Here is a 16,606-nt window from a genome sequence, read left to right as displayed (position 1 = left end):
AGTCTGTCTGCAATCGCGGGATGTTTCCTGCATCCAGCATCCGTACCTAAAGCCTGTCTCCCCCTCTTCTTCTGAGAAAGCCTGCCACTATCAGAATGGCTGCTCCTAGGACCACAAGCCCCAGAGCAAGGCCAGAAGGGTTCAGATCGCTCATGTCGGGAAGGCCAAGCTTCTCGAGGATGGAAGTCTCTTCATGGATATTGGGCACCGATACCGTAGCCATGCCGCTTGCGCTGTCAAAGCCAGACGTCTTGAGCGGAGACTCTGCAGAAAGCTCGGCTTCAGCTGGAGTCCCCGTAGCAGGGCCAGACACGATCTGGTTCGGCTCGTAAGGAACCGCAAGCGTGATGGTCCGTGTCCCCGCAAATGCGCGGTATCCGGCCGGTGCCGAAACTTCCTCCACCGTGAAGGTGCCCGCGTCGACACCTCGGACGGAGATAGTGCCGTCGCTTCCGGTCGTGATAGTCGCCTCATTGGAAGACCAGGTGCCATCCGTGGTCAGATAGCGTCCCTTGTCGTCTCTGATCCTCAGCACCGCTCCGGACAGCGGCGTGCCGTCATCTGCGTCGCGCTTCGTGAGGATGAGATTCCAGCTATAGGCAACCGCCTTGGATTCCTGTGTAGTGGTCGTCTCGGTCGAATAGGTCGACTTTGGATAGATGAGCGTAACGGTATTCACATTGCCGTTCCCCATGCCGGTCCCGAGAGATGCACTCAGGGGCGCATCATAGACAACGACAACCTGCACTCCTTGGGAGGCATCGATTGCATGGGCCTTGACAGCCTCCACCAGATCGAGCGCGACCTTGAAGCTTCCGCCATCTGCTGCAGGCGTATAGATGTGTGTATATTCCTCATCGCCGAGCTCTGTCCAGCCTTGGGAAACCTCAAGACCAGTCTCCCATACGTCTGCGGCTGCAAGAGCAAGGTAGACATGGATATCGGAAGGCTCGGCAAGACCGACACCAAGCGTGTCATCGAAGACGATCTTGTAGGAGGTGTAGCTCGTGAGGATGGAAGGCACTGTTGCATCGAGACGCCAGAAAAGGTCGTCTCCTGCTGTGGCATCCGCCTGCTTCTGCCAGGCATCGTTCGAGTCCTCGAGCACCTGCTTTTCCACCGTCGGCACGCCAGACTTGGCAGCAACCGTCACATCGGAACCGCCAACCACAACAAGGATGGCAGAAGTTCCGGACTGGTCCTGGCCGATGCTCGAATCCTTGTTCACGACAATCCAGTAGCCCGCGCCCAGAGACTTGGGCACGCCCGCTTCAAGGGTCTCCCCATCAGCTGCCTTCTGCAGCAGAGCAGAAGCGATTGCGTAAGGAACAGAACCCTGGGGAGCAGCAGAGCCGCTTTGGACATTGCTTCTGATCCATTCAGCAGCATCGTTTGCATCTGCGACGCTTTCAGCACTTACCGACGGATTGGCGCTCTTGATTGCCTCGGGGACAACCGAGGCGGCTATGTCGGTTGCCCACGCGATGTTCGCGACAGTCTTCGTGCCATTCGCGCCATCTGTCACATCGGCCGTGAAGATCTGGTAGGCGACAAATTCAGTCGATGAGCCATCGGCAGCATTGACAGTCAGATTTCCCGTGCCCGATGCATATGCAGAAGCAGGCACAGCAAGAAGGAGCGCGAACGCTGTGATGGCAGCGAGGACAAGACTGTGCCTGATAGCAGAGAAGCAGTTATTCCTAGTCACGGCCATCACCGCCCTTCGCAGAAGCATTGCGACGGATGTGCATCCAGACTGCTGCACCAGCAAGCACAGCAATGCCTGCAAGGTAGCTCAGCCCCACTCCATCAGATCCAGTGAGAGGAAGCGACGACATGCTGCGCGTGTTGGTGAAGCTAGCCTGAGACGTTGCGCCCTTCGCAATCGTGCCTTCCGCATTCTCGGACGTGGTGGTGTAGCTATCGTTCGGCTCCTCGGTCACGGTATAGATAGCACCTGCCGGCAAATGCTCGGCAGTCTTGGTCTGGCCATCGCTGAGCGTAAAGGTTGCCTCTCCGTTGGAGAATACCATGTCACCGTATGTGCCCGTGAGGTTTGCACCCTGCCCGCCAAGCTTCACCGTAAAGGTGAAATTCCTCGTGGAGTTTACTTCACCCGTTACGTGCTTGGTCACCGAGAGAGTGCCCACCTGTACTGTATTGGTGAAAGCAGCGGTTGCATCAGCAGACAGCGTGCCTGACGATCCGGTGGACGTGACATCGTATTTCAGGGCATTGTCCTCATTGCTTGTGGCTTCTTCCACCGTATAGCTGCTGCCGGAGGGGATGCCCACAATCGTGATCTGCTGGCCGCTGCTCAGGCTGATCGACCCCACGCCGTTGGCGTCGAACGTGATCGTGCCATCGGCAGGAGCTGTGGCAGAAGAATCTGAAACCGAGCCACCGGTATAGTCATACGTGCCGGAGAGCGGCTTTCCGTCTGCATCCTTCAGCGTGATCGTGAAGGCAAAGGCCTGCGAGGCATCTGCCGCTTGGCCCTGAACAGTCTTGCTCACCGTAAGCTTGTAGAGACGGGTGTTGGTGAAGGTGACCGTAGCGGTTGCGTCCTTGGTTATCGTGCCCGGGGTGCCCGGGGCGCCCGTCGCAGTGGACGCATAATCCACATTCGACGTTTCAGCAACCTCGTAGGTCGTCCCTGCCGGCAGATGCTTGGCCGTCGCGCTCTGGTCGTCCTTCAGGGTGACGTTCGCCACACCATTCGTGAACGTCATGTCCCCGTATTGCCCGTTGATGCTCTTATTGCCCAGCGTGACTGTGAAGGTGAAGGCGGTTGCGGAGTTCGTCTCGCCCACCACCGACTTGGAAACGGTGAGGTTGCCCTCGTTTGCGGGAGCGAGCCGCAGCGTGGCCTCCACCGGCTTCTGCTTGATGACCGCACCGATCATGTGCTGGAAGTTCTTGCCGTCGGGGGCGGTGGCGTTTTCGGGGCTGGGCGAGTATTGGCGGTATTCCTTCAGCCAGGTGAGCGTGTCGCTCGCCTTGATCTCCATATAGGTCGCCGTCGGCTTCGTCGTCGAAACAAGGTAGAAGCTCGTGCCGGCAGCGATGGGCGTGATTTCGGACCCGTTTGCAGTCTGGGCCGTCACGCCATCAGGCAGCTTGAGCGTGTACATGCCATTGTAGTTCGTACCTTCGGTGATTTTCAGGGCACCCGTCTTCCACGTACCCGAGCTGGGATCGTAGACAAAGGTCGCCTCTCCTGTAACCGACACGTTGGATCCGTCAGGTTCGCTGTGCAGGGCCTGGTCGGCGGTCGCGTAGTTGAGGAGCTTGACGGCAAGCGCCTTCTGCGTGACCTCGCTGCTATCCGACTTGAGCGTGTTGTCTTCGATGCTGTAGTCGCCGAGCGCCGCCCAGATGGCATACTGGGTGGCCTCGTGGGCCTGTGCCTCGGTGACATAGTACTCGCCCGAGTGAAGCACGTCATAAATGCCGAGCGGCGTGGTGGTTTGCGAGTCCGACAAGGCAAGGCACCACGCCGCCTGATAGAACGGCATCGACTGGATCTGGGCTGCCGTGAGGCCAGAAGTGCTCGTCGTATTGCTGCGGCTCATCATGAAGACCTGCTGGATGAATTCGCGCAGCCTGTTAAGGTGATCGGTGTTCTTGTTCGTGTAGTCATCATAGGAAAATACTTCGTTGCCGATGGTGCTAGGGAAATCGGTGCGCAGGACATCAGGCACCGTAAGCATTGCATTGAACTGGTCCTTGGTGATGCCGGTGGCCTTATCAACAATCTGATACATGTTCAGGCCGTTATAGGGATAGCCAGCGTAGAGGATAGCGAGAAGCTTGTTCATGCACGCTTTATAGTCTTCCGGGGACTTGAATTTATCCAGCGTCAGGTAGCCTTTGATATAGGAAGGCACGGTCGGAATGGTCAGCGCGGTATGCGGCCAGTGCGACGAGTTGTTCATGCAGTAGAGGATGATGCGGCCGTTGGCGCTTTCGGGATCCGCTACATAATGAATGTCGGTAGCTGTGTCGTATTGGATTGTGATGCCGCCTGTCGCAGTCTCCGCTGCGCTTTCCTCGCCCGCAAAGGTACGTATAGGCACCAGGAACAATGCCAGAACAATGGCGCACATTGCTGCAATAAGAGCAGTGCCGCTCCCTCTCCCCAATTTCATCTATCCGCCCTAATCTGTGCCTATCGCTATCCCTTAGTTTTGAGAACTATTTAGTAGCACTTATCGTTATGAATACTCCTACAATCAAGCTCGGAATTGTGCGGACCGCAGCTGTTATTCATGCTGTCTCTACAAATATTGGCAAAACTGTCAGTTATTTTCAGGTGTCTGAGTCCGTTTCTTCCTACGGGACAGCTCCACGAACTCGGCAGGTATAGAATCCTGAAAGAATCTGGGCAACACCTTTTCTGAAACTCTCCGTTAGACCAGCGTTGACGTAATAATGTCCCGTCCCCGCCCTAAGATGAATGTCGCCAAACATCAACATCGAAGAGACGGGGACGGGATGCTGGACATCATACTCCATGAGATGGAGGGGCTCTCCCTCGGGGAGAAGCGTGATCTCATCTGTGCCACGAAGGCGGCGGTCGCGCGCGAGCTTGGCAAGCAGGCAGATGGCGCGACGCCCAGATCATGCCCCCGGTGCGGCTCTTCCTCCTTCATCAGGAAAGGGCACAATGCCGACGGCTCCCAGCGCTGGCTCTGCAAGGGGTGCGGGAGGACATTCTCGTCCAAGAGCAGGGGCCTGCTCGCCGCCTCGAAGCTCGATGCCACGACCTGGGCGCTCTTCGTGGAAGCAACGCTTTCGGGCTCAAGCCTGAGGCAGTGCGCGAAGACGTGCCGTGTGTGCCTCAGGACCTCCTGGTTCATGCGCATGAGACTCTGCGAGGTTATGGAGCGCTCGCTTCTCGCCTTCAGGACCGGACCTTCGGTCTCCTGGCAGGTAGACGGCGCCTACCTCGACGAGTCCCTCACGGGAAACAGGGCAAGGAGTGCTGCCAAGATGCCGAGGAAGCCCCACAAGCACGGCGGCGCCGTCCATGCGCGCGGCATCTCCAACCTCAAGGTCTGCGTCATCTGCGGAGCCAATGATGCCGGAGACGAGCTCTGCCGCGTGGCCGACAGGGGAGGGCCGAAGGATGAGGCCCTGAGAGACGCCATCAAGGGTCTCGGTCCTGGCACCTGGGTGGCGACCGACGCCCATCAGGGCTACAAGCGCGTGCTTCCCGCCCTCGGCATCACCGAGCATGCCGCCACCGACACGCGCCTGCAGAAGGACGGCGAGCTTGGCATGGTCAACGCGATGCACCAGAGGCTGCGCATCTTCCTTGCCCCATTCCACGGCGTATCCACCAAGTGGCTGGACCACTACCTCTCCTGGTTCCTTTGGCTCGAGCAGGCAAGGCGCTCGGACGCAGACGGGCTTCAGACGCTTTCCGGCCAGAGCGCCTGCGGCTTCTACGAGCATACGAGGCGCCAGATGATCGATCGTCCCCAGCCCTTCTGGGACTATTGGCAACGGCAGGGAGCGGCTACGTCAATGCTGGTCTAACAGAGAGTTGCGTAAAAAGTCGCGAGCGCGTTTGTAAACAATCTGTTGCGCCGTCCCTCTGGGGCGGCGTTTTTTATGCGTCGCCTTTAAAGTTATACCCTGCACTTTAGAGTATGAAAGTGCTTACTGCTAAAACTTTACTGGAGGGCATCTATGGCACCAGCTCTGTCCGATTTCCAACCACAACCAGCGCTTGAGACCTCAGCGGCGGCGCAAGCCGCCATTGGCGACGGTCTGGTCAAAGAGGCTCAGGCTTTTGCCGATGAGCTTGCCGCATGGCGTCACGATCTGCATCGGATGCCCGAACTCGGTAACGACCTCCCACAGACCTCTGCGTATATCCAAGCGCGCCTGAACGAGATGGACATTCCATTTTCCACGCTCGTCGATGGTTCCTGCGTTGTGGGCCTTGTTGGTGCCGGTGCCGCCGCGGCCCAGGGCAATGGCGTCTGCACGGACGAACAGGCCGGTACGGTCGTTATGCTGCGCGGCGACATGGATGCCCTGCCCGTTGTCGAGGAATCCGGCGAGCCCTTTGCATCTACCAATGGCTGCATGCATGCTTGCGGTCATGATATGCACGCGACGGCGCTGCTTGGTGCGGCGCGCCTGCTCAAGGCTCGCGAGGCCGCGCTTGTCGACGCCAATGCCACCGTCAAGCTGTTGTTCCAGCCGGGCGAGGAGACCTTTGAGGGGGCACGTGCTGCCATCGCCGACGGCTTGCTCGAGAACCCGCGTCCTCAGGCGGCTTTTGCCATGCATGTCAACAGCCAGTCGCCGCTTGGTCTGGTGCTCTACGGCAGCCCGGCGCTTTCGGGTGTGTACGGTTTCCGCATCACGCTGCAGGGCAAGGGCGGCCACGGTTCGAGCCCCGAGATCTGCATCGACCCCATCACGGCAGGCGTGCATGTGCACCTGGCGCTCCAGGAGCTTATCGCTCGCGAGGTGCCGGCGGCCAAGGAGGTCGCGCTCACCGTGGGTAAGTTTGCCGGTGGCCAAGCGGCCAATGTGATTCCCGGCATCTGCGTGCTCGAGGGAACATTGCGCGGCTTTGACGTTGAGCTCATGGAGCACCTCAAGACCCGCATCGCGGAGGTCGTCAAAGGCGTTGCCGCGACTTATCGTACGCCGGCGACTATCGAGACGCTCTCGGATGTTCCCCCGCTCGTGCTCGATGACGATATGACCCAGGCTTCGCTTGGCTATGTGGGTGCGACGTTGCCCAAGGCCGCCTTCCTGCCTCTGTTCCATGCCATGGCGAGCGAGGACTTTGCGCTTATCTCGAGCGAGATACCGAGCGCGTACTTTACGTTCGGTGCGGCTGTGACCGATACGGACGAGCACTTTGCCCAGCACCATCCCAAGGCACGCTTTAGCGATGCTGAGTTGCCGCTCGGCGCCGCGGCTTATGCGGCGGTCGCCCTGGGCTATATCGCCGACCACAAGGAGTAATCCATGTCCCAGCAGCATAAATTCTTCCCCGGTTGGCTCGTCGTGGCCTCCGGCTTTGTCATCATGGCCACGTGTTACACGATTTTCGTTAACTGCATGAGCCTGTTTCAGCCGCTTATCGTGAGCGACTTGGGCATTTCCCTTGCTCAGTACAACATCTCCAACGCCATCTCAACCGTGGTGAGCGTTGTCGGCTCGCTTGTCATTGGCCATGTTGCCGACAAAGTGAGCGGTCGCATCTTGGGTTCCCTTACCGTTATCGCCACCTCTGCCGTTCTTGCCGGGATGAGCTTTGTCGGTGAGCTGTGGCAGGTCTACGTGCTCTTTGCCGTCTCGGGCTGCTTTGCCGTCGCCTCGACCCGCCTGCTCATTAGCCTTGTGACCGCCAACTGGTTTACGGCCAAGCGAGGTCTTGCGATCTCCATAGCACTTTCGGGCTCGGGCTTTGGAGGCGCTGTTCTGTCTCCCACCGTGAGCTCGCTTATCGTGAGCGTTGGCTGGCGTTCCGCCTTCCTGGTGCTCGCGGCTATCTGCATAGTGGCGGCGCTGCCCATCACGGCCTATTCCTTCCGCACCAAGCCTTCTGAGATAGGCCTTAAGCCGCTCGGCGAGAACCCGGGCGATCCGTCCGTCTCGACAGCTGGCGACAAGGACGAGCACACGGCTCCCGAGGTTAACGTCGGTTGGTCTCGCATCAAGAAGAGCCCGGCGTTTTGGCTGCTTGTCGTTGCCTTCCTCTTTATGGGCCTCGTTAACGGTGCCATCTTGCCCAACCAGGTCACCAACATGACGAGCGTTACCGTCAACGGCGCCAAGATTGTCACGGGCGGTCACGACCCCGTGTGGGCGGGCACTGTGCTTTCGGCCTATATGGTCACCGTCGTTATCGCCAAGATTTCGCTCGGCGTCATTTACGATCGCTTTGGCCTACGTTTTGGCAACGTGTTGGGATCCGTTGCGTGCATTATCGCCTGCGTCGCCCTGTGCTTCCCCGCGACCGATCTTGGTCCCATCGTGGCTGCCGTGAGCTTTGGTGTCGGAACGTGCATGGGCACCATCACGCCCACCATCGCCGCGTCCAAGCAGTTTGGCATGGCCGATCTGGGCAAGGTCACGGGCACCATTACCTCGCTCGAGATGGTCGGCGGCACCGTGGGTGCCATTGTCTCGGGCGTGCTGTTCGATGCCACGGGCTCCTTTGCGAGCACCTGGATCGTGTGCCTGGTGTGTTCTGTGGTCATGCTCGTATTCCTGCTGGCATCCGAGCCCATCGCCGCTAAGCTGCGTGCGAGCGTGGCGGGGGAGTAGACGTCCGTCGCTCTTTTCTGTTCGCCCCGTGTTCTGTCCGTGGCCGCCTTGGAAGCCGAATGGATGCTCGTACCATCATTCGGTTTCCAAGGCGGCCACGGGCATACAAAATGATCCGTTTTCCTCTGTCCCCAACAGATCGTGTGATTCGAAGGGGGGGCGGAGGAAAGCGGATCGGCTGCAGCGGCGGCACGTCTGGCCGAACGAGCCCCCATACCCTCGTTCGGTCAGACGCGTCGCCGCGTTTTGTTTTTGTGCCGTATAATGACCACTACCTATGACGCGATACTAAAAGAAAGGTGTTTGCCCATGCAGGCACAGAAGGCGGAGGGAACCCGCGACCTTATCGGCGCCGAGATGCGCGCCTGGCAAAAGATGCAGCGGATTGCTGCCGGCGTGTTCGAGCCGTTTGGCTTTAAGCCCATCGAGACGCCCGCGATCGAGCAGGTGGACGTGTTTGTCCACGGCATCGGCCAGTCGACCGATGTCGTGCGCAAGGAGATGTTCCGCGTGTTTAGCGGCGCCAACCTGGAACGTGTCTTTACCGAGGGCACCGATGCCAAGCTCAAGCCCAAACAGCGCTTGGCGCTTCGTCCCGAGGGCACTGCCGGCGTGGTGCGCGCCGTCGTGGAGAACAACCTGGTGCCCCAGGGCTCCACGCCGTTTAAGGCCTACTATGCCGAGGCCATGTTCCGCGGCGAGCGCCCCCAGAAGGGCCGCCTGCGTCAGTTCCATCAGGTGGGCATCGAGTGGCTCGGTGCTCCCGATCCGGCTGCGGACGCCGAGTGCATCATTATGCTCATGGAGTTCTACAAGCGTCTGGGCTTCGATCTTTCCAAGCTCCGTCTGCTCATTAACTCGATGGGTGATGCCCAGTGCCGTCCGGCCTATCGCGAGCAGGTCAAGCAGTTCATTCTCGATCACGCCGACGAGATGTGCGATGAGTGCCGCGAGCGCGCCGAGCTCAACCCGCTGCGCGCCTTCGACTGCAAGAACGACCATTGCCGCGAGATCATGGCCGAGGCCCCGCTGATGGGTGACAACCTGTGCGACGAGTGCCGCGAGCACTACGAGCAGGTCAAGCGCTATCTGGATGCCGCCGGCATCGAGTATGTCGAGGATCCCACCCTGGTGCGCGGCCTGGACTACTACACCCGTACCGTCTTTGAGGTCGAGGCCCCCGGCGCCGGCGTCGGCTCCATCGGTGGCGGCGGCCGCTACGACGGCCTGGTCGAGCTCGAGGGCGGCAAGCCCACGGCCGGTGTCGGCTTCGCCGTCGGTTTTGAGCGCGCCCTGCTGGCCCTGCAGGCCTTTGGCAGCGACCTGGGTGCCGATGAGGCTCCGTGTGTCTACGTTGCCAACGCCGGCAAGGAACTGCGTCAGAACGTTTTTGCCATTACGCAGAAGCTTCGCGCCGCAGGCATCGTGACCGAGGCAGACTATCAGGGTCGTTCGCTCAAGGCTCAGTTTAAGCAGGCCGACAAGGTGGGCGCCAAGCTCATTTTGGTCTTGGGCGGCGACGAGCTTGCCGCCGGCAAGGTCAAGGTGCGCGACATGCAGAGCCATGACGAGGTGCTGGTCGATCTGGCCAACGTGGTCGAGGCGGTTCTAGAGCGCCTGTAGCGCATCATTTTGAGCTGCGGGTCCGCTAACGCGTCCCGCTCGCGGCGAACGATTGTTACGGGGGTGTTTCGCTTTTATGCGGAATGTCCCCGTTTGCATATACCGCCCACCGAGAAATACGACCATTTGGGGCAAAAAGCCTTGCAATGCAGAAAATACTTTTGTGTGGTAAAGCGCAATCAGTGTCGAAAGTATTTCTCAAGTGCCTATAATGAATACCGCATGTTACGTGCATAGAAGGAGGAATGGGAGGAAACGTGGCTGAGAACCCAAGCAACCAGTCTGTACCCGAAGCCGCGGCGCGCGTCGCTGCCGTGGTCAACCGCCTCGTTAACCGAATCGGCTCGAATGCCGAGTCCAGGGAGCGTCTCGCCGAGATTGAGATTCCCGAGGAGCTGCGCGACAACCTTGCGCTGTTCCTGCGCCTGGAGCGCCGTGTGCTTAGCGAGTATGATCCCGAGATCGCGGACCTGTTCGACAAGATTCTGTCAGCCGAGATCGTGGCCAATGCCGGCAACCCCGGTAGCCGTGCCGCCGACGAGGCCGTCGACGAGCAGGGCGTGCCCACCGCCGACGAGCCCACTGCTGTGGCGTTTCGCGAGGTCGTCGATTTGATCGACAGCCTGCCGCTCGATAAGCAGCAGGTTATCGTCCGTGCCTTTACGAGCTTCTTCCATCTGGCAAACCTGTCGGAGGAGAACTACCGTGTGACGCAGCTGCGCGAGCGTGAGGCCGGCGCATCGACCGATACCGAGGTCGATCCCGCCAACGAACTCACCGTCGCCTATCACCAGCTGGTGGATGAGATGGGTGTCGAGGGCGCCAACGAGCTGCTCGGCAAGCTTGAGTTCCATCCCGTCTTTACCGCGCATCCCACCGAGGCCCGTCGCAAGGCCGTCGAGGGCAAGATTCGCCGTATCTCTAACCTGCTGGAGGAGCGTCCGCGTCTGGGTGGCTCCGACCTGGTGGAGAACGAGCGCCATATGCTGCAGGAGATCGACGCCCTGGTGCGTACGAGCCCCATCGCGCTCAAGAAGCCCACGCCGGTCGAGGAAGCCGATACCATCATCGACATCTTCGATAACACGCTGTTCGACGTCATCCCCGTCATCTATCGTCGCTTTGACGACTGGGTGCTGGGTGACAAGGCCGGTACCGTGCCGCCGCTGTGCCCGGCGTTCTTCCATCCCGGCAGCTGGATCGGTTCCGACCGCGACGGTAACCCCAACGTCACCGCCAAGGTGAGCCGTGAGGTCGCCGCCAAGTACTTCACCCACATGGTGCTCAAGCTCGAGGACAAGTGCCGCCGCATCGGCCGCAACCTCACGCTCGAGGCTACCTACAGCAAGCCGTCTGCCGAGCTCATCAACCTGTGGAACCATCAGGTCGAGATGAGTGCCCATTACACGGCCCGCGCCGAGCTTATCTCCGAGCACGAGCCGCATCGCGCCGTCATGCTCGTCATGGCCGACCGTCTGAACGCCACCGTACGCCGTATCACCGACACCATGTATCACAGCGCCGACGAGTTCCTAGATGACCTGCGCGTCGTCCAGCGTTCGCTGGCTGCCTGCGGTGCCGTCCGTGCCGCCTACGGCCCGGTGCAGACCATCATCTGGCAGGTCGAGTCCTTCGGCTTCCATATGGTCGAGATGGAGTTCCGTCAGCACTCCGTGGTGCATGCCCGCGCCCTTAAGGATATCCACGAAAACGGTATCCATGGCGACCTGCAGCCCATGACGCGCGAGGTCATCGACACCTTCCGCGCTATCGGCTCCATCCAAAAGCGCTACGGCAAGAAGATGGCACACCGCTACATCATCTCGTTTACCAAGAGTGCCCAGCATGTGGCCGACGTCTTTGAGCTGGCCCACCTGTCCTTCGCACACGAGGAGGACGTTCCCGAGCTCGACGTGATCCCGCTGTTCGAGCAGCTCGAGGACCTCGAGGGCTGTGTTGACGTGCTCGACCAGATGCTTACGCTGCCCGTGGTGCAGAAGCGTCTTGCCCAGACCAACCGCCGCATGGAGGTTATGCTGGGTTACTCCGACTCCTCCAAAGATGCCGGTCCTACCACGGCCATGCTTGCGCTGCACTCCGCGCAGGAGCGCATCGCCAAGTGGGCCGAGAAGAACGATATCGACCTGGTGCTCATGCACGGTCGCGGCGGCGCCGTGGGCCGTGGTGGCGGCCCGGCCAACAAGGCCGTACTGGCGCAGCCCAAGGGTTCGGTCAACTGCTTCTTTAAGCTCACCGAGCAGGGTGAGGTCATCTTTGCCCGTTACGGCAACCGCACGCTGGCTCAGCGCCATGTTGAGTCCGTTGCCGCCGCAACGCTTTTGCAGTCGGCCCCGAGCGTCGAGAAGACCAACACCGAGACCACGCAGAAGTTCTGGGATATGGCCGAGAAACTCAACGCCGCAAGCCACGAGCGCTATCTGGACCTGCTGAACACCGAGGACTTTGCACCGTGGTTCTCGACTGTGACGCCGCTGACCGAGGTCGGTCTGCTGCCGATTGGCTCGCGTCCCGCCAAGCGCGGCTTGGGTGCCAAGTCGCTCGACGACCTGCGTACCATTCCGTGGATTTTCAGCTGGAGCCAGGCACGCATTAACCTGGCCGCTTGGTACGGCCTGGGCACCGCCTGCGAGCAGCTGGGCGATCTTGACCAGCTCAAGGCTGCCTACCAGGAGTGGCCGTTCTTCCGCACCTTTATCGATAACATCGAGATGTCGATTGCTAAGACCGATCAGCGCATTGCCAAGATGTATCTGCATCTGGGCGACCGCGATGATCTGTCCAAGAAGGTCTTTACCGAGATGCAGCTCACCCGCAAGTGGGTCCTTGCCATCGTCGGTGACGAGTGGCCGCTGCAGCGTCGTCGCGTGCTCGGCTGTGCCGTTCGCGTGCGTAACCCCTACGTCGACGCCCTGTCCATCGCTCAGGTCCGCGCCCTCCGCGAGCTGCGTATGAACCAGGACGAGATGGCCGAGGAGAAGAAGGCCGAGTACATGAGCCTGATTCTTTCGACTGTGACCGGCGTCTCGGCAGGTCTGCAGAACACGGGGTAATCGATAGCCCTGTGGCTCTCACCGGGGCCCGACGGGTTTCCCTCTGAATGCGTCCTCGCACTTGAAGCCCCCTTATCCTGCTCCTTCGGAGCTGCGGATAAGGGGGCTTCGTGCTGCGGAATGCATTCAGAGGGAAACCCGTCGGGCCCCTTCGTCCTCGGTCCTCTGGAATTAAAGCTGAGGAGAAGAATGGCGCGCTTCGCGCATAGCGTGGAGAGCGGCGAGGGCTTCTTGCGTCCTGCGGAGTGTGCCTAAAAGTAAACTGATGGCGGGCCCTGCGATGTCCGGTCTTCGGCGGATTACTGCTGGGGGAATAATAGCGCGCTTCGCGCGTTTGGAATGGGCTTCGTGCTGCGGAATGCATTCAGAGGGAAACCCATCGGGCCCCTTCGTCCTCGGTCTTCTGGGATTAAAGCTGAGGAGAAGAATGGCGCGCTTCGCGCATAGCGTGGAGTGCGGCGAGGGCTTCTTGCGTCCTGCGGAGTGTGCCTAAAAGTAAACATATGGCGGGCCCTGCGATATCCGTCCTTCGGCGGATTACTGCTGGGGGAATAATAGCGCGCTTCGCGCGTTTGGAATGGGCTTCGTGCTGCGGAATGCATTCAGAGGGAAACCCGTAGGGCCCCTTCGTCCTCGGTCTTCTGGAATTAAAGCTGAGGAGAAGAATGGCGCGCTTCGCGCTTAGCGTGGAGTGCGGCGAGGGCTTCTTGCGTCCTGTGGAGTGTGCCTAAAAGTAAACATATGGCGGGCCTTGCGATGTCCAGCTTCGGCGGAAGGCCGCTGGGTGAGGGTGGTGCTTGGGGCAACGTGCAAAAAACGGAGTTTTCAGCAGCCAAAGTTCGATGCATAAGGCCATAGCCGGCCCTCGCTGCCTTTGTTGATGATTTTGCAAGACAATTGGGCCTTGGCGATGCTCATATATGGCTGGTTTCTCGCCGCATGTTATCCAGATGGGACGAGTCATGAGGACGATCTACCTTTTGAAAGACTTTTGACACCAAAATCTTATCTTGCGATGCTGAATACTCGCAAAAATGCACGCTCCGGAGGGGGCTACCATGTTGCGGTTCGAAACCCAATGCGTCATTCTATGCAGTATATTGACCTATTTATGCAAGATAGCTTACACGCGCATGCCACAGGATTGATGTTTGCCTCGGCGCTGCGTAAGCCACCCTGCCTATAGCTTCTTTGACAGGAGGCCGCGGTCCCTCTTGGGGTCGCGGCCGTTTTGTTGTGGGTTAAATATGAACGTTGTGTTAACGACTCGGTGGACGGTGGCGTTTTTCGGTGAGCGGCGTATCCTTCCAACGGTTTATCTAGTGTGTCAGTTGAAAGGAAGAGGGCGCTCGTCATTGTTTGAATGTGAACTGCCGTTTGACCACAAGACATTGCATCTGGAGCTCGAGGATAAGAACTTCGCGGGTGTGATGGAAGGTCACCAAAACGAGTTTAAGACTGCAAAATCGCAGGAAGAGCTGGTAGAGGAGTCGCTTGCCAACCCTTATGGATCGCCTTCGCTCGAGGAGCTTTGCGCTGGCAAGAAGGATATTGTAATCATTAGCTCCGACCATACGCGCCCCGTTCCCTCGCGTGTGACGATGCCTATTCTGCTGCATCACATCCACTCCGCTGCGCCTGAGGCGCGCGTTCGCATTCTGGTTGCTACGGGTATGCATCGTCCATCGACGCACGAGGAACTCGTCAACAAGTATGGCGAGGAGATCGTTGCCAACGAGGAAATTGTCATGCACGTCGCGACCGACGACAGCATGATGGAAAAGATTGGCACCCTGCCTTCTGGTGGCGAGTGCATCATCAACAAGATTGCCGCCGATTGCGATCTACTGCTTGCCGAGGGCTTTATTGAGCCGCACTTCTTTGCCGGTTTTTCTGGCAGCCGCAAGTCCGTGCTGCCCGGCATCGCCAGCTACAAGACCATCATGTACAACCACAACGGCCAGTTTGTGAACGATTCCCATTCGCGCGCCGGCAACCTGTGCCACAACCACGTGAGCGAGGACATGTTTGCCGCTGCCGAGATGGCTCACCTTGCCTTTGTGCTCAACGTGGTGCTCAACGGCAAGCACGAGGTCATCGGCTCCTTTGCCGGCGACATTCACAAGGCGCACGAGGCCGGCTGCGAGTTCGTGAAGAGCCTTGCCGGCGTTGAGCCCGTCGAGTGCGAGATTGCCATCACCACCAACGGTGGCTATCCGCTCGATCAGAACGTCTATCAGGCCGTGAAGGGCATGTGCGCTGCCGAGGCCACACTTCCCGAGGGCGGCGTGATCATCGATGTCGCCGGTTGCGCCGATGGTCACGGTGGCGAGGGCTTCTATCACAACATCGCTGACAACGATCCGGCAGAGTTTGAGCGCGCCTGCATCGACCGTCCTAAGGACGAGACCCTGCCCGACCAGTGGACGAGCCAGATTTTTGCCCGCATCCTGGCGCATCACCCTGTGATCATGGTCACCGACCTGTGCGATCACCAGATGCTCAAGGATATGCATATGACGCCGGTCAACACCCTCGAGGAGGCGCTCAAGCTCGCCTTTGAGATGAAGGGTGCCGATGCCAAGGTAGCCGTCATTCCCGATGGCCTGGGCGTTGTCGTCGCTCAGCACTAGCGCGCGGCCTAAACGAATCGTTTGTAACCGACAAGAAAGATAAGGTTTTATGCTTACCAAACTCCTCTGCGAATTCGGCGCAACGGCCCTCATGATCATCTTTGGCGTGGGCGTACACTGCGATACCGTGCTTAAGGGCACCAAGTATCAGGGCTCCGGCCACATGTTTGCCATCACCACCTGGTCTTTTGGCATCTCGGTCTGCCTGTTTGTCTTTGGCGGCGCCGTGTGCATGAACCCGGCTATGGTGCTTGCCCAGTGCATCGTCGGTCTGGTGCCGTGGAGCAGCTGCATCCCCTTCATGATTGCCGATATGCTCGGCGGCTTTGTGGGCGCCGTAATCGCTTGGTTTATGTATACCGATGAGTTCAAGGCTTCCGAGGGCGTCGTCGACCCCATTGCCCAGCGCAACATCTTCTCGACCAACCCCACCACCGAGGGCACGAACTATGCCCGCAACTTCTTCTGTGAGGCTATCTGCACCTTTGTGTTCATCAGCGCCATCCTTGCTGCCGCTAGCCGCGCCGGCGAGAACGTTCTGATGCTCGCTATCTGCGTCGGCCTGATCGTTTGGGCCGTTGGCATGGGCATGGGTGGCATCACCGGCTTCGCCATGAACCAGGCACGCGACCTTGGTCCTCGCATGGCCTATCAGGTGCTGCCGATCAAGAACAAGGCTGACAACAACTGGAAGTACGGCCTGCTCGTTCCTGGCATCGCTCCGTTTATCGGTGCCGCTCTGGCCGCGCTGTTTGTGCACGGTTTCTTGGGCATGTTCTAGTCCAAGGCCGCATAGTAGTCCGCTGGCCGCATGGGGTGACTTCCCAGCGCGTCCTTGGACATGAAAGAACCCCCGCTGCGCACTGAACTGCACCCCAAAACTTGGACGGCTTAAATAAGAACTACGCCGCAAGGGACTGTCTCCGGAACTCCTCCGGGGTCAGTCCCTTCAGTTTAACCTGGCGCCTCCTCGTG

At 59.5% G+C, this 16,606-nt stretch carries 10 protein-coding genes; 7 read left to right on the top strand and 3 right to left on the bottom strand.

From position 1 onward, the window contains the following. Window positions 1-46: 46 nt before the first annotated feature. Complete coding sequence (locus ACTNBB_RS08040; protein ID WP_441071067.1) at window positions 47-1,708, bottom strand: SpaA isopeptide-forming pilin-related protein; 1,662 nt, start codon at window positions 1,706-1,708, stop codon at window positions 47-49. Next, the gene (locus ACTNBB_RS08035) at window positions 1,701-4,079 is read right to left on the bottom strand and encodes a DUF7601 domain-containing protein (RefSeq protein WP_441057114.1); all 2,379 of its coding nucleotides are present in this window, start codon (window positions 4,077-4,079) and stop codon (window positions 1,701-1,703) included. The genes ACTNBB_RS08040 and ACTNBB_RS08035 overlap by 8 nt, the downstream gene beginning before the upstream one ends. A gap of 418 nt (window positions 4,080-4,497) precedes the next feature. Here ACTNBB_RS08035 and ACTNBB_RS08030 point away from each other — a divergent pair, with 418 nt between their 5' ends. The 7 genes from ACTNBB_RS08030 (at window position 4,498) to larD (ending at window position 16,412) form a co-directional block, all read left to right on the top strand. Further along, entirely contained in the window at window positions 4,498-5,544 is a 1,047-nt protein-coding gene (locus ACTNBB_RS08030; protein WP_441057116.1) for an IS1595 family transposase, read from the top strand. A gap of 153 nt (window positions 5,545-5,697) precedes the next feature. Further along, window positions 5,698-6,996, top strand: a complete 1,299-nt coding sequence (locus ACTNBB_RS08025; protein WP_441057118.1) for a M20 family metallopeptidase — start codon at window positions 5,698-5,700, stop codon at window positions 6,994-6,996. Window positions 6,997-6,999: 3 nt separating this feature from the next. Beyond that, window positions 7,000-8,304: an MFS transporter gene (locus ACTNBB_RS08020; RefSeq protein WP_441057120.1), complete on the top strand. Its 1,305-nt coding sequence runs from the start codon at window positions 7,000-7,002 to the stop codon at window positions 8,302-8,304. A 309-nt stretch (window positions 8,305-8,613) separates the two neighbouring features. Next, window positions 8,614-9,927 (top strand): histidine--tRNA ligase, encoded by a 1,314-nt coding sequence (hisS, locus tag ACTNBB_RS08015; protein ID WP_441057122.1) that lies wholly within the window; start codon window positions 8,614-8,616, stop codon window positions 9,925-9,927. Window positions 9,928-10,241: 314 nt separating this feature from the next. Next, window positions 10,242-12,998 carry a phosphoenolpyruvate carboxylase gene (locus tag ACTNBB_RS08010; RefSeq protein ID WP_441057124.1) on the top strand — a complete coding sequence of 919 codons (2,757 nt, stop codon included), beginning with the start codon at window positions 10,242-10,244 and terminating at the stop codon, window positions 12,996-12,998. A 1,355-nt stretch (window positions 12,999-14,353) separates the two neighbouring features. Next, window positions 14,354-15,631, top strand: coding sequence for a nickel-dependent lactate racemase (gene larA, locus ACTNBB_RS08005; protein WP_427748316.1), 1,278 nt, complete (start codon window positions 14,354-14,356; stop codon window positions 15,629-15,631). A gap of 49 nt (window positions 15,632-15,680) precedes the next feature. Further along, a complete protein-coding gene (larD, locus tag ACTNBB_RS08000; RefSeq protein ID WP_441017382.1) occupies window positions 15,681-16,412 on the top strand; it encodes a D/L-lactic acid transporter LarD in 732 nt (243 codons plus the stop codon). A 121-nt stretch (window positions 16,413-16,533) separates the two neighbouring features. Here the strand turns inward: larD and ACTNBB_RS07995 are convergent. Further along, on the bottom strand, window positions 16,534-16,606 hold a 73-nt coding region (locus tag ACTNBB_RS07995; protein ID WP_441015707.1), incomplete at its 5' end, for an IS3 family transposase.

The organism is Collinsella sp. HCP28S3_B9, assembly GCF_052066095.1.
In the GTDB taxonomy this organism is placed as follows: Bacteria; Actinomycetota; Coriobacteriia; order Coriobacteriales; family Coriobacteriaceae; genus Collinsella.
The sequence above is the reverse complement of the archived record's forward strand: the minus strand, read 5'-3'. Positions and strand labels throughout refer to the sequence as shown.

What these genes read in the sequence shown, in the direction of transcription:
- ACTNBB_RS08030 (WP_441057116.1), top strand. Translation starts at nt 4,498, where the DNA reads ATGCTGGACATCATACTCCATGAGATGGAGGGGCTCTCCCTCGGGGAG.
- larD (WP_441017382.1), top strand. Translation starts at nt 15,681, where the DNA reads ATGCTTACCAAACTCCTCTGCGAATTCGGCGCAACGGCCCTCATGATC.
- hisS (WP_441057122.1), top strand. Translation starts at nt 8,614, where the DNA reads ATGCAGGCACAGAAGGCGGAGGGAACCCGCGACCTTATCGGCGCCGAG.
- ACTNBB_RS08025 (WP_441057118.1), top strand. Translation starts at nt 5,698, where the DNA reads ATGGCACCAGCTCTGTCCGATTTCCAACCACAACCAGCGCTTGAGACC.
- ACTNBB_RS08020 (WP_441057120.1), top strand. Translation starts at nt 7,000, where the DNA reads ATGTCCCAGCAGCATAAATTCTTCCCCGGTTGGCTCGTCGTGGCCTCC.